Genomic DNA, 22100 nt, shown 5'->3' on the forward strand with positions numbered 1-22100 from the left:
ATCATGAAGTTGGCGGCGATGTCGATCTCCGTGAGTGCCGCCAACTTCATGATCGACGGGGTGGGTCCGGGGCCGGGGTGGGTCCGGGTCCGGGTCCGGGGTGGGGCCGGGGTGGGTCCGGCTCGGCCGGGGTCAGTCGAAGAAGCGGGCCAGGTGGGATGCGGGTGGGGGCGGCGCGTCCGGGGACAGGGGAGTGAGGTCGGCGAAGACCGACGCGCCGTCGCAGCCGACGTGCAGCGGATACCAGCGCGGCGTACCCGGCGGGCGCTGACCGCAGATGCCCTTGAACGTCTGCACGTCCAGCAGGCGTACGTGGGTCGGGTCGGCCACCGCGTTGACGTGCCGCCACCAGGGGCTCATCACGTGGAGCACACCGCCGGGCCGCAGCACCCGGTGGCACTCGTCGAACAGCGGCAGGAAGTCGATCAGGTGCTCGACGATGTGCACCGCGAAGAACACGTCCACCGAGGCGTCGCGCAGCGGCAGCGAGCCGGCGAGATTGGCGACCGCGTTCACCCCCGGCGCCGGATAGATGTCCAGCCCCAGGTTGCCCGGCCACTGCTTGGTCGCACCGCAGCCCAGGTCGACCACCACCGGCGCCCGCCCGCCCACGGCGACCCGGCACCAGACCCCGAGTACGCCCGACAGCCGGCCGATCAACTCCCGTACCAGCCGCAACTGCGCCGGGTCGGCGACCGCGCCGGTCAGGTGCGCCACCCCCCGGTCGAAGCGCACCTCGACGGTCGTCCCGCGTAGCCGCTCGTCGTGCCGGACCAGGTCGGCCCACGCCTCGGCGAGAAACTCGTCGGTCTGCCGGAGTCGCTCACCCGAGAGCGCGGTCTGCCCCATCGCCACCATGCGCCACCTCCGGCGGCCCGTTACCCCCATTTCACCCCAATATGCCCCGACCCGTCCGCCGTCCTCCTCCACCCCGTCCCGCCGTCCGCCCCGCCCCACCCCGTTGATCAAGGACTTTGTGTCACCAGAAGACGCCCGCGAGGACACAAACTCCTTGATCACCGGGGCGCGCCCGAGATCTTGGAAGATTTCGGCGGTCATGGGGCACTTTCCTTACAAGATCTCCCGCGACTCGGGGATCAAGGAGTTCGTGCTGGCGTCGGCGTGGATGGACCCGAACTCCTCGATCGCGAGAGGCCACCCCCCACCCCGTTGATCAAGGAGTTTGTGTCCTTTTTCGAGGGCGACGTCCACACGAACTCCTTGATCACCGCCGGTTTCGGGCCGGGGGGTGCACGCTCCGACGGGAGGCTTGGGGGCGGGCGCTGTCGATCGTGGAGTTGTGGCCCGGGCCAAGCTCGCAAAAGGGGCAGGCGAGGGGCCGCAACTGCAAGATCGACGCGCTGAGGGGCGGGAGGGGCGGGGAGGGAGGGAGGAGGGTCAGGGGGAGAGGGTTCGGCGGATGGTGCGGGAGCTGCGCATCCGCTGGCGCGGCTGGGCCGCCGCTGCCTTCGGGCGCTTGAGGTGGTAGCGGTGCAGCTCGTTGTTGCCGGGCAGCGACGGGTCCTCGCTCATCGCGACCAGTTCCCAGCCCTGGTCACCGGCCCGGTTCAGGTGGGCCAGCGCGGTGTCGCCGTACGGTGTCACGTCGATCATGGAGCCGTCCGGGCCGTACCAGATGAAGACGACCTCGAACCCGAGGTCGGTCGACGCGGGTTGACGACGACGGACCAGCAGCGCGTACTCCCACTTGAGCATGCGCTCATTGTGGACCCGCCCGGCCGACTCGGCATGGATCAGTGTTCGGCGATCCCTCCGTCCGCCACGCGCAGCCGCCGGTTGACGCTCACCGCGTCGAGCATCCGCCGGTCGTGGGTCACCAGCAGCAGCGTGCCCGGGTAGCTCGCCAGCGCCGATTCGAGCTGCTCGATCGCAGCCAGGTCGAGGTGGTTGGTCGGCTCGTCGAGCACCAGCAGGTTCACGCCGCGCCCCTGCAGCAGCGCCAGCGCGGCCCGGGTCCGCTCGCCGGGGGACAGCGTCGCCGCCGGCCGCAGCACGTGGTCGGCGCGCAGCCCGAACTTCGCCAGCAGCGTCCGCACGTCCGCCGGGGCGAGATCGGGTACGGCGGCGCCGAACGCGTCGAGCAGCGGCTGGTCGCCGAGGAAGAGTCCCCGGGCCTGGTCGACCTCGCCGACCACCACGCCGGGGCCGAGCGCGGCGTGCCCCTCGTCCAGCGGGAGCCGCCCGAGCAGCGCGGCGAGCAGGGTGCTCTTGCCGGAGCCGTTCGCCCCGGTGATCGCCACCCGGTCGGCCCAGTCGATCTGCAGGTCCACCGGGCCGAGCGTGAAGCCGCCACGGCGTACCACTGCTCCTCGCAGCGAGGCCACGACGGCGCCGGCGCGGGGCGCGGCGGCGATCTCCATCCGCAGCTCCCACTCCTTGCGCGGCTCCTCGACCACCTCCAGCCGCTCGATCAGCCGGGCCGTCTGCTTGGCCTTCGCGGCCTGCTTCTCGGTCGACTCGGTGCGGAACTTGCGGCCGATCTTGTCGTTGTCGGTGGCCTTGCGCCGGGCGTTCTTGACGCCCTTCTCCATCCACGCCCGCTGGGTGCGGGCGCGCGCCTCCAGGTCGGCCTTCGTGTCGGCGTACTCCTCGTACTCCTCGCGGGCGTGCCGGCGCGCCACCTCCCGCTCCTCCAGATAGGCCGCGTAGCCACCGCCGAAGTGGTTGACCTGCCGCTGATGCAGGTCCAGCTCGACGATCCGGGTGACGGTGCGGGTGAGGAACTCGCGGTCGTGGCTGACCACCACGGTCCCGGCGCGCAGCCCGGTGACGAAGCGTTCCAGCCGGTCCAGCCCGGCCAGGTCGAGGTCGTTCGTGGGCTCGTCGAGCAGGAAGACGTCGTACCGGCTGAGCAGCAGCGACGCGAGCCCGGCGCGGGCGGCCTGCCCGCCGGACAGGCCGGTCATCGGATGGTCGAGGCCGACGTCGAGACCCAGCTCCGCGGCGACCTGCGCGGCCCGCTCGTCCAGGTCCGCGCCGCCGAGGTCGAGCCAACGTTCCAGAGCATTCGCGTACGCGTCGTCGGCGCCCGCCGCCCCGGCGGTGAGCGCCTCGGTGGCGGCGTCGAGCGCGGCCTGCGCGGCGCTGACCCCGGTGCGCCGGGCCAGGAACTCGCGGACCGTCTCGCCGGGCCGGCGCTCCGGCTCCTGCGGCAGGTAGCCGACCGTCGCCGTGGGCGGGCTGAGCGAGACCGTGCCCTGCTCGCGTGGGACCAGCCCGGCGAGGGTACGCAGCAGCGTGGACTTCCCCGCGCCGTTGACCCCGACCAGCCCCACCACGTCGCCGGGCGCGACGACCAGGTCGAGGTCTTCGAAGAGGAGGCGGTCACCGTGGCCGGCGGTGAGGTCCTTGGCGATCAACGTGGCGCTCATCAGGGCACCGAGCCTACCGGCGTGCGCATCCGGATTACCGCGACCCACGCTCGCGGCGGCACCGATCTGAGGGAGACTCACAGCCGTGGTGACCACACTGGCGATCGACTGCGGTGGCGGCGGGATCAAGGCCTCCGTGCTGGATGCCGCCGGGACCATGCGCGCCCGGCCGCTGCGCGTGCCCACGCCGTACCCGCTGCCGCCTGCCTTGTTCGTCAAGACGCTGCTGGATCTCGGCGCCCGCCTGCCCACGGCGGACCGGCTCACCGTCGGCATGCCCGGCATGATCCGGCACGGCGTCGTGGTGGCCACGCCGCACTATGTGACGCGGTCCGGGCCGCGCAGCCGCGTCGACCCGGACCTGCTGGCCGAGTGGTCCGGGTACGACGCGCGTACCGCGCTGGCCGAGGCCTTCGGCGTGCCGGCGCTGGTGTTGAACGACGCCGAGGTGCACGGCGCGGGCGTGGTCGCCGGGACCGGCTGCGAGCTGGTGCTGACGCTCGGTACCGGGCTGGGCAGCGCGTTGTTCGACGGCGGGGTGCTGGCGCCGCACCTGGAGCTGTCGCACGCGCCGGTGCGGTGGAACACCACCTATGACACGTACGTGGGGGAGCCGGAACGGCGGCGCCTCGGCGACGCGTTCTGGTCCCGGCGGATCCGGCAGGTGGTGGACGGCCTGCGGCCGGTGTTCCGCTGGGACCGGCTGTACCTCGGCGGCGGCAACTCCCGGCTCATCCGGCCCGAGCAGGTGGCCCGGATGGGCGATGACGTGGTGATCGTCCCGAACACTGCCGGAATCGTCGGCGGTGTCCGGGCCTGGGACCTGGTCGGCGGCCGGTACGACCCCACAACCTGATCTTTCGCCCCGCAGGAACACTCGCGCTCCCGCCGGTGTTGTGCCAGCGTCGGACCAAGGGCCTGGCGCGACACGAGGAGGTGGGTCGAGTGGATCTTCTGGCGGAGTACCGGCGGGCGACCATGTTCTTCGAAGCGGGTGACCCGACCGGAGCGGCCCGGCTGCTCGAACCGATCATCGAGGCCGAGCCGGACAACTCGTCGGTCCGGCAGCTGCTGGCCCGCGCCTACTTCCAGTCGGCCCAGCTCAACCGGGCCGAGGAGCAGTTGCGCGAGCTGGTCGACCGGGACCCGAGCGACCACTACGCGCACCACGTGCTCGGCCGCACGCTGGAGCGGATGAACCGGCCCGTGGACGCGCTGCGGCACCTGCGCATCGCGGCCGCGATGTACTCGACGAACACCGACTACGCCACCGCGCTGCGCCGGGTGGAGGGCAAGGTCGGCCGTTGACTGATCACGCGGAAGGGCAGCCCGCCCGGGCTGCCCTTCCGCGTACCTAGGATGGGACCGTGAAGCTCAAGCTCGACCTCCACGACATCTACAACAAGGGCCACGACATCGATCGTGCACTGCGCGGGATCATCGACGAGGCGGTGGCGAAGAAGGCCACGCTCGTGGAGATCATCCCGGGTAAGGGGTCGGGCGCGCTGAAGAAGAAGGTGCTGCGGTTCCTCGACCAGAAGGACGTGAAGCAGCTCTACCACCGGGTCGAGAAGGACTCGAAGAACTTCGGCCGTTTGTTCGTGCATTTCCGCTGGAAGTAGAACCGGCATGCCCCCTGACCTGCGTCCTGGGTCGTTCAGAGGGGGCCGAAAGCAAGATCATGCCGTTTCCGGGTGCTCCGGCACGTGCCGCCGTCCGTGTCAGAACTTGGGGTTTATGTAGCTACCCCAGGTCCAATTCTGGTCTTCATCGCTCATGCCGCGGATATCAATATCGAGCGGTTCGAGGTGGGCCGCCGGAAGGGGGTCCGAGTCTACGATAACTTGCAGGGAGCCGGTGAGAGTGTAGTATCCGGAACGCGGATCAATGCACTCTTTCCAGTTGTAGTTCGCGGCAGTAAGATAGATACTTCTTTCCTGATAGCCTTCCTGGTTGAGCATGACGTGACCCCACGAGTAGGTACCCGAGGCGAGCTGGATCTGCCTGGAGATGCACGCAGTGGCCATGCCCTCCGCCGGGATCCGCGCAAGCTTCGTCGACTTGGTCAGGTAAGCGGTTGCGGCGGCATTCGCAGGAGACGCGACTCCAACCAGACCTGCGGCTATGAGAATCGACGCAACAGCGGACCGCAATTTAATCAGACGCAAGGAATCCCCCGATAGTTGGGCCACACACCTTCCGTGAGCGGCCGGTGCCCGTTGCTCGTAGCAAGCTATCGAGGAAGATGAGCGGGCGCAAGGGCATGATGTCTGTCACGAAGCGCTACCGCTCGTAAGCATTTCCTGGTTGTTGCGCTCAGGCACTCCTGGATGGCTAATGGCGCAGTCGGGGGAGAGTGCCGTTCAACATCAGGCCGTTTGCCGGCCGCCCCATCGCTGTCAGCACGATCGGGCGCGGCTTGCTCTAGTCTTGATCCACTCCAGTACGCCGAAGTGGCGGTATCCCGGCGCGGGGATACCGCCACTTCGGCGAGGTGGTGCAAGTAAGTGGCGGTCAGAGCGGGTACGTGCGCGCCACCGCCAGCATCTCCGAGCTGTGCGAGCCGACCACGCCCACACCCTCCGGCCGCTCCCGGAACCCGGGCACCCCGGAGAGCCCGTCACTGGCGTCCATCGCGCGCACCGAAACGGCCCCGGCGCCGGGCACGAGCGTCAGCGTCACCTCGACACCGTCCGGCGGCGGGGCGTGGAACACGATCCCGAACCCCCACCTGCCGTCGCCCGGCTCGACCGGCACGTCCCGCCCGGCCACCGAGGCGGACCGCACGGTGGCGGTGCTGGTGTCGACGTGCAGCGTGAGCAGGCGTACCTGCCGCTGCGGCGTCACGCGCAGGCGCAGCACGCGCTGGTCACCGGTGCGGGTGTCGGAGAGCAGGTCCAGCTTCGGGGCGGGCAGGGGCGCCGCGGCGGCCGGTCCGGCGCGCATCTCACCGTTGCCCAGCCCGGGGAAGTCGTCGGCCACCGCGATGCTCCGGTCGACGTAGCCGTCGGTCCAGGGCTGCGGCTTCTCCTCGCGCGTGAGCCAAGCCGCCTTCCCGGTGCCCGCGTCCAGCGCGTACATCAGGTGGGTCGGCACGGGATGCGCGGCGTCGAAGCGGTCCACGGCGAGGCCGACCCCGGCGAGCACCACCGCCGCCAGCGCGGCGGCCGCGGCGGGCAGCGCGCCGAGCCGGCGTGCGCGCAGCGCGAGCAGGCCGCGCTGGCCGCTGGCCCGGGGGTGCAGCAGGTCCACCACCGGGAGTACGGCGAGGCCGAGCAGCACCGCGACGAGCGCGGCTACCGCGCCCATGCCCATGCCGAGCGCCGGGAACAGCAGCACCACCGGCGGCAGCAGGATCACCACCGCCACCGCGGCGGCGAGTGTCACCGCGACCACCGGCCACGGTCCGTCGCGCCGGGTGGCGAGCGCGGCGAAACCGGCGAGCGCGCCGGCCAGGGCGGGCAGTGTCGTCAGGTACGCCCCACCGGGCACCGCCACCGCCAGCAGCACGCCGAACACGGCGAGCCAGGCCAGCCCGCCGAACGCCAGCGCGGCCGGGCCGACCCGTCGGCGCAGCAGCGCGTACCAGCAGAACAGCACCGCGGCGGAGAGCGCCACCACGGCGAGCCGATACCAGACCGGGCGGTACGGGTCGAGCAGCTCGGCGTACCCGGGGCGGATCGTGGTGATCGCGGCCCAGAGCAGCCACGCGCCGAGCGGCGCCACGACGACCGGCAGCAGGGTGAGGCCGAAGCCGGCGGCGAGCGTGCCGGCGGTGGCGCGGCCCCGGCGGCGCAGGAGCCAGCCGAGCGCGCCGACGGCGAGCAGCGCGGCGACGGCGAGCGGCAGTGTCAGCCAGCCGGGGTAGCTCACCAGGCCGCCGAGCACCGGGAAGTAGGTGTCGTCGTGGCCGGCGCGCAGGTCGCCCAGGTCGGTGCGGCCGAATTCGCGGGCCAGGCCGAGCGCGTTGTCGCCGTGCATCTGGAGGCTGCCCCGGTCCACCCGGGCCGGCACGTCCAGCGGGGTGTGGTAGATCGCGCCGCCGTCGATGTACGCCGAGTTCAGGCCCACGAATTTGCGGTCGAGGAACGCGGTGAAGTCGGTGTCGTTCGGCAGCGCGCGGTAGATCTCCACCGCGAACGAGGTGCCCACCGGGTGCGGCGCGGCCTTGCCGAACACCTCGACCAGCTTCGCGTTGTTCCGGGACGTCTCGAACATGATCACCGGGCCGGTGGAGCCGCGCGCCTCCAGGTTGAGCACCACCCCGCCCTCACGGGCGAGCGGGTGGTCGCCGGCGAACCCGGCGGCCCCGCACAGGCACGCCTCCTCCGCGTCGGTGAGCACGAAGACGATGTCGTTGCGGGGGCGCGGGCCGGTGGTGAGCGCCCGTGCCACCTCCAGGATCGTGGCGGTGCCGGCGGCGTCGTCGTTGCCGCCCGGCCCGGTCTGCACCGAGTCGTAGTGGGAGACCAGGAACACCTTCCCGGTCGGGTCGGTGCCGGGGAGCCGGGCCACCACGTTGCGGACCCGGGCCAGCGTGGCCCCGCCGGCCGCGCCGGACAGCTGCCCGGCCTCGGGCGCGACCGCGTCCTGCACCTCGGTCTGCAGCCCCAGCCCGCGCAGCGTCGCCACCAGGTGCTCGCGTACCCGGTCGTTCGCGGCGCTGCCCGCCACGTGCGGCTCGGCCGCGATCACCTCGACGTTCCGGTACGCCCGGGCGGCGCTGAACTCGCGCTCGGGCGCGTCCGCCGGGGCCGGCGCCGGGGTGGAGAGGCCGACCAGGACGCCCGCCCCGACGGCGAGCAGCGCGATCAGCGCGGCGACGGCGCTGGTCAGCCGGCGGCGGGGCTTGGTGAGCGCCCGGTCGGCGGGACGGGTGGGGGGTGCGCCCACGGGGACTCCTCGGGGTGGATCAACGGGGTGGGCATCATCCTGCACCCCCGGGGGCTGCGGCGGCAGTCCTCGGACGGTGCGCTGCGGGCGTGACAGCGCTCCCGGCGTAACATCGTCTGTCGACCGTGCCGCTGTGGAGGTGGACCGGTCACCCGCTCCGCCGCGCCGGTGTCGGCCGCGTTGTGTATGACTGTGGTCTGAGTCAGGATCAGCAGGGCATTCGGAAGGAGCCCGACATCACCAGCGAACTCCCGCGACTCGCGGCGGTTACCCGACCGCAGCGGGGTTCCGGCGCATCGGGCGCCGTCCACGTGCCGTCGGCCGGGGCGGGGCTGCACGGCGGCGTACCGCCGGGCGAGCGGCTACGGGTGCTGCTGGTCGAGGACGACGAGGGCGACGCCTTCCTGGTCGGCGAGCTGCTCGCCGAGACCAACTCGATGATCGACCTGCTGGTGGCGACCAGTCTCAGCGAGGCCCGGCAGCGGGTGATGGGCGTGGACTGCGTGCTGCTCGACCTGGGCCTGCCCGACGCGCAGGGCCTGGACGGGCTGCGCCGGGTGCTGGAGATGGCCAGCGGCGCGGCGGTCTGCGTCCTGACCGGCCGGTCCGACGAGCACCTGGGCATCGTCGCGGTCGCCGAGGGCGCGCAGGACTACCTGGTCAAGGGCCAGGTCGACGGGGTCCTGCTGACCCGGGCGCTGCGGTACGCGGTGGAGCGCAAGCGGGCCGACGAGAACGCCCGCCGGCTGCGTGAGGTGGAGCTGCGCCAGGCCGAGTCCGCCCGCCTGGAGCGCGGCCTGCTGCCGCAGCCGTTGATGACCACCGACGAGGTGTCGGTGCACACGTTCTACCGGCCCGGCCGGCACGCCGCGCTGATCGGCGGCGACTTCTACGACGTGGTGCAGACCCGGCCCGACCGGATCGACCTGATCGTCGGCGACGTCTGCGGGCACGGCGTGGACGAGGCGGCGCTCGGCGTCGAGCTGCGCGTGGCCTGGCGGGCGCTGGTGCTGGCCGGGGTGCCGGACGACGAGGTGCTGCCCGCGCTGGAGCAGGTGCTGATGAGCGAGCGCCGCCTCCAGGAGATCTTCGCGACGGTGGCCACCACCCGGCTCGACCTGGCGTCGGCGCGGGCCACCGTACGCCTCGCGGGTCACCCGCCGCCGCTGCTGCTCAGCGGCGGCACTGTCGCGCCGGTGCCGGCCAGGGGTGGGCTGCTGCTGGGCGTACGGCCGCGCCGCCCGATCGCCTTCGACCTGGAGTTCGACACCGACGACTGGTCCCTGCTGATGTACACCGACGGCCTCATCGAGGGCCGGGTGGACGGCGGTGACGAACGGCTCGACGTGCCCGGTCTGACCGATCTGCTCGCCGACCCGGCCAACCGTGCGGTGCCGCTGTCCGAGCTGCCCGCCTGGCTGGTGGGGCGCGCCGAGCAGATAAACGGTGGCCCGCTGGCCGACGACGTGGCGATGTTGCTGGTCACGCGGGGCAGCGGCCGGTGAGCGCGAAGGGCGACGGGGAGGAACCGGTGAAGGCGTACCAGCAGGGGTGGACCCTGCGGCGGCGGGTGGCCGCGCTGCTCGGCGTGGTGGTCGTGCTGCTGCTCGGGTTGGCCGGCGCGGAGGCGGCGGTCGCCGCGCAGAACCGCCAGAACATCGACGCGGTGCTGCTCAAGACCGGTCCGCTGCGGGTGCAGGCGCAGGAGCTGATGAGCGCGCTGCTCGACCAGGAGACCTCGGTGCGCGGGTACGCGGTGAACGGCGACCGCACCGACCTGGAGCCGTACCAGGAGGGCGTGAAGCGCGAGCAGAGCCTGGCCGCCTCGATCCGCGATCTCTCCGCCGACTACCCGGACGTGCGCCGGTCGCTGGACGTGGTGGAGCAGAAGACCGCGCAGTGGCGGAGCCAGGTGGCCGAGCCGGTGATCAGCACGGTCGAGCGGGACGGCGCGGCGGCGGGCCAGGCGCTGATCACCGACGCGACGCGGCAGCAGTTCGACGGCATCCGTTCGTCGGTGAACACGCTCCAGGACGAGATCCTCACCGTCCGGCAGGAGACCGCCGACCGCGTCAACGCGACGAGCAACACGCTTGTCGTGCTGCTGATCATCGCCGCGCTGGTGGTCACGACGGCCGGCGTGGTCATGCTGCTCTCGCTGGACCGGATCCTGATCCGCCCGCTGGCCGCCCTGGTCGGCCAGGTGCGTGAGGTGGCCGACGGCGACTACCGGCACCGCATCGAGGGGTCCGGGCCGCCGGAGTTCCGCCGCCTCGCCGAGGACATCGACCAGATGCGGATGAAGATCGCCCGCGAGCTGGACGAGGTACGCGAGGCGCGGGAGCGCATCGAGTGGGTCAACAGCCAGTTGCAGAAGCAGGCCGAGGAGCTGACCCGCTCCAACCGTGACCTGGAGCAGTTCGCCTACGTCGCGTCGCACGACCTGCAGGAGCCGCTGCGCAAGGTGGCCAGCTTCTGCCAGCTCCTGCAGCGGCGGTACGCCGGGCAGCTCGACGAGCGCGCCGACCAGTACATCGCGTTCGCGGTGGACGGCGCGCAGCGCATGCAGCGGCTGATCAACGACCTGCTGGCGTTCTCCCGGATCGGCCGGCTGACCACCGGTTTCACCGAGGTCGACCTGAACAAGGTGATGGGCGACGTGGCGGGGCAGACCGAGGCGGCCGTGCAGTACGCCGACGCGGAGCTGACCTGGGGCGAGATGCCGACCATCCGCGGCGAGGAGCCGCTGTTGACCAACCTGCTGGTCAACCTGGTCAGCAACTCGGTGAAGTTCCGCCGCCCGGATGTGCCGCCGAAGGTGCACGTGTCGGCGCGGCTGGTCGACGGCGAGTGGGAGATCAGCTGCCGGGACAACGGCATCGGGATCGAGCCGGAGTTCGCCGACAAGATCTTCGTGATCTTCCAGCGGCTGCACTCGAAGGACGCGTACCCGGGCACCGGCATCGGGCTGGCGATCGTCAAGAAGATCGTGGAGTATCACGGCGGCCGGGTCTGGGTGGACACCGACGCCGACGAGGGCACCACGATCCGGTTCACGCTGCCCGCGCTGGAGGCCGACATCGAGGCCGCCAAGGCGGCGGAAGCGGCGGAGGTGGCCGAGGCCGGGGCGCAGGCCGAGGCCGCCGAGGGTGACCCGGCGGCCGTCGGGCGTCAGCCGGACGGCGAAGCACGCGAAGAGCCGCCCGCGGAGGCGGACGGACACGGTACAAACGGTGGCATGAAGGAGACGGTGGGATGACCGCGCCCGCGGACGGCAAAAGCCCGATCGAGGTCCTGCTCGTCGAGGACGATCCGGGCGACGTGCTGATGACCCAGGAGGCGTTCGAGGAGCACAAGCTCCGCAACCGCCTCACCGTCGTCTCCGACGGCGCCGAGGCGCTCGCGTACCTGCGCCGTGAGGGCCAGTACGCGGACGCGGTGACGCCCGACCTGATCCTGCTCGACCTGAACCTGCCCCGGCGCGACGGCCGGGAGGTGCTGGAGGAGATCAAGAAGGACGGGGAACTGCGCCGCATCCCGGTCGTGGTGCTCACCACCTCGCAGGCCGACGAGGACATCCTGCGCAGCTACCAGTTGCACGCCAACGCCTACGTGACCAAGCCGGTGGACTTCGAACGCTTCATCTCGGTGGTCCGCCAGATCGACGAGTTCTTCGTCAGCGTGGTCAAGCTGCCTCCGCGTGGCTGACCCGCTGCTGGACGACGTCGGCGCGCTGCTGCGGGAGGCGGCGGCCAAGGTCGTCGTGCCGTTGTTCCGCCGGCTCGACGAGGCCGACATCTCCGAGAAGGCGCCCGGCGAGGTGGTGACTGTCGCCGACCGGGAGGCCGAGGCGCTGATCTCCGAGGGTCTGCGTCAGTTGCTGCCCGGTTCGGTGGTGGTCGGCGAGGAGGCCGTCGCCGAGGACCCGGACCTGCTGCGGCACCTGCGCGGCAGCGGTGACGTATGGCTCGTCGACCCGGTCGACGGCACCTCCAACTTCGCCGCCGGGCGGCGGCCGTTCGCGCTGATGGCGGCGCTGCTCACGGACGGCGTACCGGTGGCTTCCTGGGTGTACGACCCGCTGGACGGCACGATGGCGGCGGGCCGGCTCGGCGCGGGCACCCGGCTGGACGGAGCGACGCTGCGGACGCCGCCGGCGGAGCCGCGGGTGGGCGCGCTGCGGGGCACCGCGGCGACGAAGTTCCTGCCGCCGGACTTCCGCCGCCAGGTGGAGGAGGGCGGGCGCCGCATCGGTGAGTTGCTGCCCGGCCAGCACTGCGCCGGCCGGGAGTACCTGGACATCCTCACCGGCGCGCAGCAGTTCGTGTTGTTCTGGCGCACCCTGCCGTGGGATCACACGCCGGGCACCCTGCTGGTGCGCGAGGCCGGCGGTGTGGCCCGCCGCTTCGACGGCGCCGACTACCACCCGGCCGACGACGGCACGGGACTGCTCGTGGCGGCCAGCCCGGACGTCTGGGACGAGGTGAGCGCCGCCCTGCTGGGTGGTTGAGCGGCGCTGCGCGACGGCCACGGCACGCTGCGTCGACGCCAGCCGCCGTACGCCGTCGCCGGCCTGGCGTGTCGCGCGTGTTCCGGTATCGTGACCGGCGGTCTCCGCCAGCAGGCCGCCGACCGGCGCCGGCGGAGACGCCGCTCGGTGTACGGGGGCCGGCGGTCGACGGAAGGACCATCACGTGCCCAGGACCAGCTCTACCGGCCGGCGCGCCCGGCGGTCGCTGCTCGCCGCGTTCGCCGCGCTGGCCGTGCTTCTCGGCTCCGGCGTGGCCGCCGGGCCGGCCGCCGCCGTACCCAGCCCGAACGCCCCGAACGAGGGCGGCAGCAAGCAGCTGCGGGCGGCGCTGGAGGCGGCGGCGAAGGGCCACATCGAGGCCCAGAACAAGCTGGAGAACTCCAAGCGCCGGCAGAAGGCGCTCGACGCCCAGCTCAAGGACATCGAGGTACGCCTCGTCGGGCTCAGCGCGCAGGCCGGTGAGGTGGCCGCGCAGTCGTACCGGATGGGCCGGCTGACCGCGACGTCGATGCTGCTGGCCAGCGCCGACCCGAACGACTTCCTCAAGCGCGCCGCCGAGCTGGACGTGATGGCCCAGCGGGACAGCAAACGGCTGCGGGAGCTGGCCGACGCGAAGGCGCAGGCGGCCGAGGCGAAGCTCGCCATCGACGCCGAGGTGCGCGAGCAGGCCAAGCAGGTCGCGGTGCAGGCCCGCAAGAAGAAGGACGCCGAGGTGGCGCTGGCGAAGGTCAGCTCCGGCGCCGGGTCCGGGTTCAACGGCACCTCCTCGTCGGCGAAGCCCGCGCCGCGCAACTCGGACGGTTCGTGGCCGTCGGAGTCGTGCTCGGTGGACGACCCGACGCCCGCGTCCGGCTGCATCACGCCGCGCACGCTGCACATGCTCCAGCAGGCCAAGGCGGCCGGTTACAAGCGCTACGCCTCGTGTCACCGCAGCGGTGGCGGCGGCGAGCACCCCAAGGGCCGGGCCTGCGACTTCTCCGCCGCCAGCGGCGGGTTCGAGGACAAGACGGCCACCGGCGGCGACAAGGCGTACGGCGACAGCCTCGCCGCCTGGGCGAAGAACAACGCGAACCGCCTCGGCATCATGTACGTCATCTGGTATCGGCAGATCTGGATGCCGAACACCGGCTGGCGCGCGTACAGCGGTGGCGGCAGCCCGGCCGCCGACCACACAAACCATGTTCACATCTCGATGTATTGACGCGGCCCGCCGGCGGCGCTGCGTACCATCGCCACGGTGAGCAGCACATCGTCCGACGTCATGGCGGAACCGGCGGCCGACGCCCCGGTTCCGCCGCGGGCCCTCCCGAACGGGCTCGCCGCGTTCCTCGTCTTCTTCTCCAGCGGCGCGGTGCTGGTGCTGGAGACCGTCTCGTTGCGCCTGGTCGGCCCGTACGTCGGGGTGACGCTCCAGGTGACCAGCTCGGTCATCGGCATGGCGCTGGCCGCCATCGCCTACGGGGCGTGGTTCGGCGGGTGGCTCGCCGACCGGCGTGACCCGCGTACCCTGCTCGCCCCGGCGCTGGTGCTGGCCGGCATCGCCACCGCCGTCACGCTGCCGATCGTCAGGTACGCCGGTGAGGTGTTGCGCGGCGGCGCGGCGAGCGCGGTGCTCCTGCTGACCGCGCTGACCGTGGTGCTGCCGGCGGCGCTGCTGGCCGGGATCACCCCGCTCGTGGTGAAGCTTCAGCTCGCCGACCTGCGCCGCACCGGCCAGGTGGTGGGCAAGTTGTCCAGCATCGGCACGCTCGGCGGCATCACCGCCACGCTGGGCACCGGCTTCGTGCTGGTGGCCGCGCTGTCCAGCTCCGTCATCGTGCTGGGACTCGCTGCCGCGCTCGGGGTGACCGGGCTGGGGCTCGGCGTGTGGCTGCGACGGCAGGCCGGGGCCGGCGGGCCGTCCACGCCGGGCCGGGTCAAGGCCGCGCTGGCGTTGCTCGGTCTCGCCGCGGCGGGGCTCACCGCTGCCGCGCCGAACCCGTGCGACGTGGAGACCGCGTACCACTGCGCCCGGGTCGAGGTGGACCCGTCGTGGCCGCAGGGACGCACGCTCTACCTCAACTCGGCCGAGCACTCCTACGTCGACCTGAACGAGCCGAACCACCTGAAGTACGCGTACACGCAGTGGATCGGCCTGGTCGCGGACGTGGCGCGGCCGGCGAAGCAGCCGATGGACGCGCTGCACCTGGGCGGCGGCGGCTTCACCGTGCCGAACTACCTGGCCGCGACCCGGCCCGGCACCGACAACCTGGTGTTCGAGCTGGACGGCGGGCTGGTCGAGCTGGACCGGCGGGAGCTGGGCCTGCGCACCGGCCCGAAGATGCGCGCCGAGGTGGGCGACGCGCGGGTGCTGCTGCGCGGCGAGCCGACCGACAGCCGCGACTTCATCGTCGGCGACGCGTTCGGGCACCTGGTGGTGCCGTGGCACCTGGCGACCCGGGAGATGGCCGCCGACATCCGGCGGGTGCTGCGCCCGGACGGGATCTACGTGCAGAACGTCATCGACTACCCGCCGGGCCGGTTCATCCGGGCCGAGCTGGCCACGGTGAAGGCCGAGTTCGCGCACGTCGCGCTGATCGCGCCGCCCGGCGCGATCGACGGGGAGCAGGGCGCCAACTTCGTGATCGTCGCCTCGGACGCGCCGCTGCCGCTGGCCGCGATCCCGCCCGGTCTGAAGCTGCTGCCGGAGCGGGCCGAGCTGATGGACGAGGCGGCGGTGACCGAATGGGTGGGCGACGCGATGGTGCTCACCGACGACTACGCGCCGGTGGACCAACTCCTCGCGACCGCCTGAACGGGTGACTTTCCTGACCGATTCCGACCGCTGAGGTGTACCGGGGCCCACTTCGGGCAACAGGACCGACCATGGGTGGACCGGTCAGGAACGGCGTGCAACTGCTCGGCGAGCGCTATCGGCTCGTCGAGCAGTTGGGTGCGGGCGGCATGTCGGTCGTCTGGCGCGGCTACGACGAGGTGCTGGGCCGCCAGGTGGCGGTCAAGGTGCTGGCCTCACGGCTGGCCAGCGACAAGGCGTTCCGGCACCGGATCCGGGTGGAGGCGCAGGCCGCCGCGCGGCTGTGCCACCCCAACATCACAAACGTGTACGACTACGGCGAGTCGGTCCAGGTCGGCCTGACCGTGCCGTACGTGGTCATGGAGCTTGTCGACGGCGGTCCGCTCAGCGGGCGGCTCGGCCGCGACGGGCAGCTTCCCTGGCGGGAGGCGATGACCATCGGCGCGGAGGTCGCCTCGGCGCTCGCCGCCGCGCACGCCCGTGGCGTGGTGCACCGGGACGTGACCCCGGGCAACGTCATGCTGACCCCGACCGGGGTGAAAGTCGTCGACTTCGGCATCTCGGCGCTGGTGGGGGAGAGCGACAAGGGGCCGGACGGCGCGCTGCTCGGCACGCCGGCCTACCTGGCGCCGGAGCGGCTGGACAACGGGCACGTCTCGCCCGCCACCGACGTGTACGCGGTCGGGCTGCTGCTCTACCGGATGCTCACCGGCCGTCTGCCGTGGCAGGCCAGCACCACCACCGAGATGCTGCGCGCGCACATGTACCGCGACCCGGACCCGATGCCGCCGGTGCCGGGCCTGCCCGAGCCGGTCGCCGCGCTGGTGCAGCGGTGCCTGGCCAAGCGCCCCGAGGACCGCCCGGCGACCGCCGAGGTGGCCCGTACGCTCGCCGAGGCCGCGGGGATCGCGGCGATCGTGCCGGTGTCGCCCGCGTTCGGCCGGATGGACCCGGCGCTCGCCGAGAACGCGGGCACCACGATCCTGCCGTGGTCGGCGGAGACCGACGCGCTGCCGTTCTCGGCGGTGCGTACCCGCACGCGGCGGGCGGTGGCACGGCGGCGCAAGGTGGAGGCCGGTGTCGCCGCCGTCGGCCTGATCGCGGTGACCGCCACGATGTGGGGACTGACGTCGCGGAGCCCGGCCAGCGGCGGCGTCGAGCCGACCGAGGCGCGGATGAGCCCGCCCGAGCCGACGCCCTGCGCCGTCGACTACTCGCTGCGCCGCGACACCGGCAAGGACTTCTCCGCCGAGTTGACGCTCACCAACACCGGTGACCGGGAACTGCGCGGCTGGACCATGAACTTCACGTTCCCCGGCAAGCAGACGGTCACCACGGCCCAGCCGCCGGCCCGGCAGGAGGGGCGTACCGTGTCGATTCCCGCGCCCACCGCGACCCCGGCGCTGGCGCCCGGCGCGTCGGCGAAGCTCACGCTGGCCGGCCGCTACACCGGGAGCAACACGCTGCCGGTGGAGTTCACCGTCGGCGGCAAGAGCTGCGGCGTGCAGGTGTCCGGGATCGCCGGCTCGGCGCCCACCACCGCGCCGCCGGTGAAGACGCCGGTCAAGTCGCCCACCAAGACCACCGCGAAGACCACCACCAAGAGCGGGCCGGCGAAGCCCAAACCGGCGAAGCCCAAGGCCGCACCGAAGCCCGGCAAGGGCAAGGAGGGCCCCAAGGGAAAAGCACAGTAGACCAGTCGAAGGGGGGTGGGCCGGGCAAGGGCAAGGGCAAGGGCCCGAAGAAGGACTGACGGTCAGGCCAGCGCGGAGAAGCGTTGCACCTGGGTGATGCCGCCCTCCACGATGAGCACGCTGTCCGCCTCCAGCACCGTGTCCGGTCCGACGTACCGGAACCGTTCCCCGGCCTGCTTCTCACCCACCACCATCACGCCGTACCGGTCCTGCGGCGCGATGTCGCGCAGCGACCGCCCGACCAGCGGCGCCGGGACCTTGACCTTGGCGATGGCGAAGTCGTCGTCGAACTCGATGAAGTCGAGCATCCGGCTGACGATCAGATGCGCCACCCGCTCACCGGTCTCCGCCTCGGGAAAGACCACGTGGTGCGCGCCGACCGAGTGCAGGATCTTGGCGTGCTTCTCCGAGGTGGCCCGCGCCCAGATCTGCTCGATCCCCAGCTCGGCCAGGGCCAGTACGGTGAGCACGCTCGCCTCCAGCGACGCCCCGATCGCGACCACCACCCGGCGGAAGTCCGCCAGCCCGAGCTGGCGCAGCACCACCTCCTCGGTGGTGTCCGCCTGCACCACCCGGTCGAGGTCGGCCGACCAGTGCTGGACCCGCGCCGGGTCGTGGTCGATCGCCAGCACCTCGTAACCGAGCCGGGACAGCGAGTCCGCGAGGCGCGAGCCGAACCGGCCCAGGCCGATCACCGCGATGCCGGTCTCCTCCGGGCGTCTAGCCGACAATGGGTTGCTCCTCCGGGTAGCGGTACAGCCGTCGACGGGTGTTCAACGCGATGGCCGAGCCGAGCGTGAGCGGCCCGACCCGGCCGATGTACATGAGCGCGATCAGCACGTACTGACCGGGTGGGGAGAGCTGCCCGGACACCCCGACGGTCAGGCCGGTGGTGCTGAACGCGGAGGTGACCTCGAACAACGCGGCCGAGAACGACACGTGCGAGGTCAAACCGATCAGGCCGACCGTCCCGCCCGCCACGAGCGCCACGCTCAGCAGCGCCACGGTCAGCGCCTGCCGCTGGCTGGCCGCCGCCACCCGGCGGTGCCCGACAGTGGTGTCCGGCTCGCCCCGCAACTCGGCCCAGATGGCGAAGCCGAGCAGGAAGAACGTGGAGACCTTGATGCCGCCGGCGGTGCTGGCGCTGCCGCCGCCGATGAACATCAGGCCGATCAGCATGGGGTAGCTCTCGTCGGTGAGCCGCCCGACGTTTATGACGTCGAAGCCGCCGGTACGGCTCAACGCGATCTGGGTGAACGACGCCAGCAGCTTGCCCGGCACGTCGAAGGTGCCGATCGTGAACGGGTTGCCCCACTCGGCCATCAGCAGGTAGGCGACGCCGAAGACGGTCAGCACCACGCTGCCCCAGACGGTCAGCTTCGTGGCGACCGCCCAGCGCGCCGGCTGCCGCCACTCGCGTACCGCCTCGAACAGCGCCGGAAAACCGAGCCCGCCGATGATCGCCCCGATGCTGAGCGGCAGCGCCACCCAGCCGTCGCGGGAGAACGCGATCAGACCGTCCGAGTAGAGCGCGAAGCCGCCGTTGTTGAACGCCTGCACCGAGTGGAACACCGCCGACCAGAGCGCCCGGCCCGGCCGGTAGTCGTAGGCCAGGAACAGGCGCGCGGCGACCACCGCCGTCATCAGGGCCTCGGTGACGAAGACGGTCGCCGCGATGCGCAACAGCAGCCGGCGTACGTCGCCGAGGCCGAACTCGGCGGTCTCCGCCTGCACGAGCAGCCGGTTGCGCAGGCCGAGCTGGCGGGAGACCGCCAGGATCACCAGCGACGCCCCGGTCAGGATGCCCAGGCCGCCGAGCTGCGTCAGCACGGTGATCATCACGAGCCCGAAGCCGTTCCAGTAGTTCGGCGTGTCGGTCACCGCCATCCCGGTCACCGACACCGCCGACGTGGACGTGAACAGCGCGGTGACGAACGGGGTGTACCGCTCCTCGCTGGTGGCCCAGGGCAGCATGAGCAGACCGGTGCCGACCAGGATCACCGCCAGGAACCCCAACGGCACCAGCCGTACGGGCTTCCGGAGCAGGCGGCGCATCCCGTCATCTTCCGTCCGGAGATTCACCGGCAGGTCAGGAACCGACCAACTGGCGGTCAACCGCGCCCGGTCTGCTGTGCGTACCCATCGACGACAGGAGACGGCGTTGCGACGTACCCTTTCCGCCCTCGGCGTGGCCGGCGCGCTGCTCGCGGCGGCTGTGGTGGTGCCGGCCGTGGCCGCCCAGGCCGGCCCGGACCACCGCGCCGCCGAGCAGGCCCGCGCGACCCAGCGGCCGATCGTGATCGGCCACCGCGGCGCGAGCGGCTACCGCCCGGAGCACACCCTGGAGGCCTACCGGCTCGCCATCCGGCAGGGCGCCGACTTCATCGAACCGGACCTGGTCGCGACCAGGGACGGCGTCCTGGTCGCGCGGCACGAGAACGAGATCTCCGGTACGACAGACGTGGCCGCCCGCCCCGAGTTCGCCGCTCGCAAGGCGACGAAGACCATCGACGGGGTGACAGTCACCGGCTGGTTCACGGAGGACTTCACGCTGGCCGAGCTGAAGACGCTGCGGGCCAAGGAGCGGCTGCCGCAGGTGCGGGTCGCGAACACCGCGTTCGACGGCAGGTTCGAGATCCCGACCTTCCAGGAGGTCATCGACCTGGCACGGACCGAGTCGAAGGCCCGGGGCCGGACCATCGGCGTCTACCCGGAGACCAAGCACCCCACCTACTTCGCCTCGATCGGCCGCCCGCTGGAGGAGCCGCTGGTGGCGGTGCTGCGCCGCAACCGGCTCACCCACCGCGCCGACCCGGTGTTCGTGCAGAGCTTCGAGACCGCCAACCTGCGCAAACTCGACAAGATGATCGACGTGCGGCTGGTGCAGCTCATGGACGCCAGCGGCGCGCCCTACGACTTCGTCGCGGGCGGCGACAAGCGGACCTACGCGGACCTGGCCACGCCCGCCGGACTGGCCTGGATCTCCCGGTACGCCGACGGCGTCGGCCTGAACAAGAATCTGATCGTGCCCCGCGACTCGGCCGGCCGGCTGCTCGCGCCGACCTCGGTGATCCGTGACGCGCACCGGCAGAAGCTGGTGGTGCACGCGTGGACGTTCCGGGCCGAGAACCAGTTCCTGCCGGTGGACTTCCGCATCGGTGCCGACCCGAACGCGCGTGGTGACATCACGTCCGAGTACGAGCTGTTCTTCGACCTGGGCCTGGACGGCGTGTTCAGCGACCATCCCGACACGGCGGTGGCCGCCCGAGCCGGCCGCTGACCCCTGCTCCTGTTCACGGGGTGCCCGCCGCAGCGGCGGGCACCCCGTTAGCGTGCCCGGGGTCCGTCGCGCTCGCCCGCGCCCGAGATCTTGGTATGAAACGGCCCTCCGAGGGGTCATCCCGTACCAAGATCTCGGGCCTCCCCACCGATCTTGGACTTGTGGTGCCTCGCGTAAGCCGCGAACCGGGCATCTGAGGCGCCACAACTCCAAGATCGGCGGGGCGGGGCGGGATGATGCCGCCACCTCGGCGTAGTGGAGTTGATCAGGCCGGCGGTTCGGCTACGTAGGTGCCTCGGCCGGGCTGGCCGGTGATCAGCTCGCGATCGTGCAGCAGTGAGAGAGCGCGGGACGCCGTGTTCATGTGGACGCCGTAGGCTTCGGCGAGTTCACGGGTCGAGGGCAACTTGTCGCCGGGCTTCAACTCGCCACTCTTGATCTTTGCGGCGAGTTCGTTGGCGATCTGACGATACGGCGCTTCGGCTGTAGGCATGGTGAGGACTCCGGTCGGTTCGGCACCTCCGATCATGCCGGGCCTACACCAGTAACTGCAACAAGCAGAAAGCCCGATGTGGACGCTCGACCTACACAGGTATTTTGGGTAGGCTGACCCGCGTCCGGCTCCGGTTGGTTCGGCAAACCTCGGGAGTCGGACCCGGATTGGGCTCCGGGGCCGTACCGCCGAACGGGCTGCGGTCTCGGGGTCGGCGGCCCGCCCGTGTCCCCTGTCTGCGGGTGGGCCGCCTCCACGGCTCGGTGAGGAGGATCGGCGTGCGAAACGTGCTCAACCTGTTCAAGTCGGCGCGGCGTAACCGGACCCGGAGGCCGCCGAACCAGGGCTGGTACCGCTCGGAGTCGTGCCGGCCGCTGAGCGTCGGGCAGATCCGCGAGCGGAAGTTCCGCACCGTGCGGCACGGACTCGACCCGGCGGAGGTGCACGCCTTCCTCTACCGGGTGGCCGGTGACCTGGCGCTGGCCCGGCGCGACGCGTCCCGGTACGCCGAGGAGAACACCCGCATCAAGGCGGCGCTCAAGAGCTGGCAGTCCCGGTTCACGCCGGGCGCGCAGCGGTGAGCCGGGAGCGGTTCGTCGTACACCTGCCGGTTCTCGCGGCCGACCTCGACGGCGCGCGCGGGTTCGCGCGGGCCATCTGCCGGGCGCTCGGGTTCCTGGCCGACGTGGAGCGCGCCGGGACGACCGTGTCGCGGGAGGACGATCAGTCGGTACGCCACTGGGTCTGGTGCGACCGGCCGCGTGACGGTGGCCGGCGATGCGCACGGGCGGCCGACCATGACGGGGAATGCGGCGGGCGGTGACCGGCGCGCGATGGCGTGGGCCGACATTCCCGGCGAGCTGCGCGTGGTGGGTGCGGCCATCCCGGGTCGGCGCGGTTACGTGACGATGTCCGGCGTTGTAACGAGCGGCCACCCTGTCCCGGGCACTTGTGTGCGCCGACCACATAGCCCGTGGGTGACGTCACTTCTAGCGTGAGCCGACAACTGACATTCCCCTGTCC

The 22100-nt window shown here is 71.9% G+C and carries 21 protein-coding genes; 13 read left to right on the forward strand and 8 right to left on the reverse strand.

Going from position 1 to position 22100, the window contains the following annotated elements:
- Positions 1–132: 132 nt before the first annotated feature.
- The 3 genes from KBX43_RS26060 to KBX43_RS26070 all read right to left on the reverse strand — a co-directional run bounded on the left by KBX43_RS26060 (position 133) and on the right by KBX43_RS26070 (position 3392).
- Complete coding sequence (locus KBX43_RS26060) at positions 133–858, reverse strand: methyltransferase domain-containing protein (RefSeq protein ID WP_210887609.1); 726 nt, start codon at positions 856–858, stop codon at positions 133–135.
- 540 nt (positions 859–1398) lie between these two features.
- Positions 1399–1716 carry a hypothetical protein gene (locus KBX43_RS26065; protein WP_043328117.1) on the reverse strand — a complete coding sequence of 106 codons (318 nt, stop codon included), beginning with the start codon at positions 1714–1716 and terminating at the stop codon, positions 1399–1401.
- Between the two features lie 38 nt (positions 1717–1754).
- Positions 1755–3392 carry an ABC-F family ATP-binding cassette domain-containing protein gene (locus KBX43_RS26070; protein WP_210887612.1) on the reverse strand — a complete coding sequence of 546 codons (1638 nt, stop codon included), beginning with the start codon at positions 3390–3392 and terminating at the stop codon, positions 1755–1757.
- 85 nt (positions 3393–3477) lie between these two features.
- Between KBX43_RS26070 and KBX43_RS26075 the strand changes: the two genes are divergently transcribed.
- From KBX43_RS26075 to KBX43_RS26085, 3 genes are all read left to right on the forward strand, one after another.
- On the forward strand, positions 3478–4248 hold the full coding sequence (locus KBX43_RS26075; RefSeq protein ID WP_069087764.1) for an ROK family protein: 771 nt from the start codon (positions 3478–3480) through the stop codon (positions 4246–4248).
- Positions 4249–4337: 89 nt separating this feature from the next.
- Positions 4338–4700, forward strand: a complete 363-nt coding sequence (locus KBX43_RS26080) for a M48 family metallopeptidase (RefSeq protein ID WP_018787684.1) — start codon at positions 4338–4340, stop codon at positions 4698–4700.
- 59 nt (positions 4701–4759) lie between these two features.
- Entirely contained in the window at positions 4760–5014 is a 255-nt protein-coding gene (locus KBX43_RS26085; RefSeq protein WP_064446661.1) for a Smr/MutS family protein, read from the forward strand.
- Positions 5015–5113: 99 nt separating this feature from the next.
- Here the strand turns inward: KBX43_RS26085 and KBX43_RS26090 are convergent, their stop codons facing one another.
- Positions 5114–5353, reverse strand: coding sequence for a hypothetical protein (locus KBX43_RS26090; RefSeq protein ID WP_147265155.1), 240 nt, complete (start codon positions 5351–5353; stop codon positions 5114–5116).
- Positions 5354–5906: 553 nt separating this feature from the next.
- Positions 5907–8285 carry a M28 family peptidase gene (locus KBX43_RS26095; protein WP_209963356.1) on the reverse strand — a complete coding sequence of 793 codons (2379 nt, stop codon included), beginning with the start codon at positions 8283–8285 and terminating at the stop codon, positions 5907–5909.
- A 311-nt stretch (positions 8286–8596) separates the two neighbouring features.
- Between KBX43_RS26095 and KBX43_RS26100 the strand changes: the two genes are divergently transcribed.
- From KBX43_RS26100 to KBX43_RS26130, 7 genes are all read left to right on the forward strand, one after another.
- Entirely contained in the window at positions 8597–9790 is a 1194-nt protein-coding gene (locus KBX43_RS26100; RefSeq protein ID WP_064446658.1) for a PP2C family protein-serine/threonine phosphatase, read from the forward strand.
- Positions 9791–9816: 26 nt separating this feature from the next.
- Positions 9817–11544: an ATP-binding protein gene (locus KBX43_RS26105; protein ID WP_210887645.1), complete on the forward strand. Its 1728-nt coding sequence runs from the start codon at positions 9817–9819 to the stop codon at positions 11542–11544.
- Positions 11541–11993: a response regulator gene (locus tag KBX43_RS26110; RefSeq protein WP_043328130.1), complete on the forward strand. Its 453-nt coding sequence runs from the start codon at positions 11541–11543 to the stop codon at positions 11991–11993. Before KBX43_RS26105 ends, KBX43_RS26110 begins: the two co-directional genes overlap by 4 nt.
- Positions 11986–12795: an inositol monophosphatase family protein gene (locus tag KBX43_RS26115; protein ID WP_064446657.1), complete on the forward strand. Its 810-nt coding sequence runs from the start codon at positions 11986–11988 to the stop codon at positions 12793–12795. Before KBX43_RS26110 ends, KBX43_RS26115 begins: the two co-directional genes overlap by 8 nt.
- 184 nt (positions 12796–12979) lie before the next feature.
- A complete protein-coding gene (locus KBX43_RS26120; RefSeq protein ID WP_166457661.1) occupies positions 12980–14017 on the forward strand; it encodes a hypothetical protein in 1038 nt (345 codons plus the stop codon).
- A 60-nt stretch (positions 14018–14077) separates the two neighbouring features.
- Complete coding sequence (locus KBX43_RS26125) at positions 14078–15610, forward strand: fused MFS/spermidine synthase (protein ID WP_176722783.1); 1533 nt, start codon at positions 14078–14080, stop codon at positions 15608–15610.
- Between the two features lie 71 nt (positions 15611–15681).
- Positions 15682–17304, forward strand: a complete 1623-nt coding sequence (locus KBX43_RS26130; protein WP_069088013.1) for a serine/threonine-protein kinase — start codon at positions 15682–15684, stop codon at positions 17302–17304.
- 62 nt (positions 17305–17366) lie between these two features.
- Here KBX43_RS26130 and KBX43_RS26135 read toward each other — a convergent pair whose 3' ends face one another.
- Both KBX43_RS26135 and KBX43_RS26140 read right to left on the reverse strand, forming a co-directional pair.
- On the reverse strand, positions 17367–18035 hold the full coding sequence (locus tag KBX43_RS26135) for a TrkA family potassium uptake protein (protein WP_064446653.1): 669 nt from the start codon (positions 18033–18035) through the stop codon (positions 17367–17369).
- Positions 18025–19359 carry a TrkH family potassium uptake protein gene (locus KBX43_RS26140; protein ID WP_210871012.1) on the reverse strand — a complete coding sequence of 445 codons (1335 nt, stop codon included), beginning with the start codon at positions 19357–19359 and terminating at the stop codon, positions 18025–18027. Before KBX43_RS26140 ends, KBX43_RS26135 begins: the two co-directional genes overlap by 11 nt.
- A gap of 106 nt (positions 19360–19465) precedes the next feature.
- On the opposite strand from KBX43_RS26140, the gene KBX43_RS26145 reads away from it, so the two are divergent.
- Positions 19466–20584, forward strand: coding sequence for a glycerophosphodiester phosphodiesterase (locus tag KBX43_RS26145; RefSeq protein ID WP_210887615.1), 1119 nt, complete (start codon positions 19466–19468; stop codon positions 20582–20584).
- A gap of 265 nt (positions 20585–20849) precedes the next feature.
- Here KBX43_RS26145 and KBX43_RS26150 read toward each other — a convergent pair whose 3' ends face one another.
- Complete coding sequence (locus KBX43_RS26150) at positions 20850–21077, reverse strand: GntR family transcriptional regulator (protein WP_064446847.1); 228 nt, start codon at positions 21075–21077, stop codon at positions 20850–20852.
- Positions 21078–21355: 278 nt separating this feature from the next.
- Here KBX43_RS26150 and KBX43_RS26155 point away from each other — a divergent pair, with 278 nt between their 5' ends.
- Complete coding sequence (locus KBX43_RS26155) at positions 21356–21658, forward strand: DivIVA domain-containing protein (protein WP_064446650.1); 303 nt, start codon at positions 21356–21358, stop codon at positions 21656–21658.
- Positions 21655–21900, forward strand: a complete 246-nt coding sequence (locus KBX43_RS26160; protein ID WP_069088016.1) for a hypothetical protein — start codon at positions 21655–21657, stop codon at positions 21898–21900. The genes KBX43_RS26155 and KBX43_RS26160 overlap by 4 nt, the downstream gene beginning before the upstream one ends.
- Positions 21901–22100 lie beyond the last annotated feature (200 nt).

It is taken from the genome of Micromonospora sp. C41, from assembly GCF_018070485.1.
In the GTDB taxonomy this organism is placed as follows: domain Bacteria; phylum Actinomycetota; class Actinomycetes; order Mycobacteriales; family Micromonosporaceae; genus Micromonospora; species Micromonospora chalcea.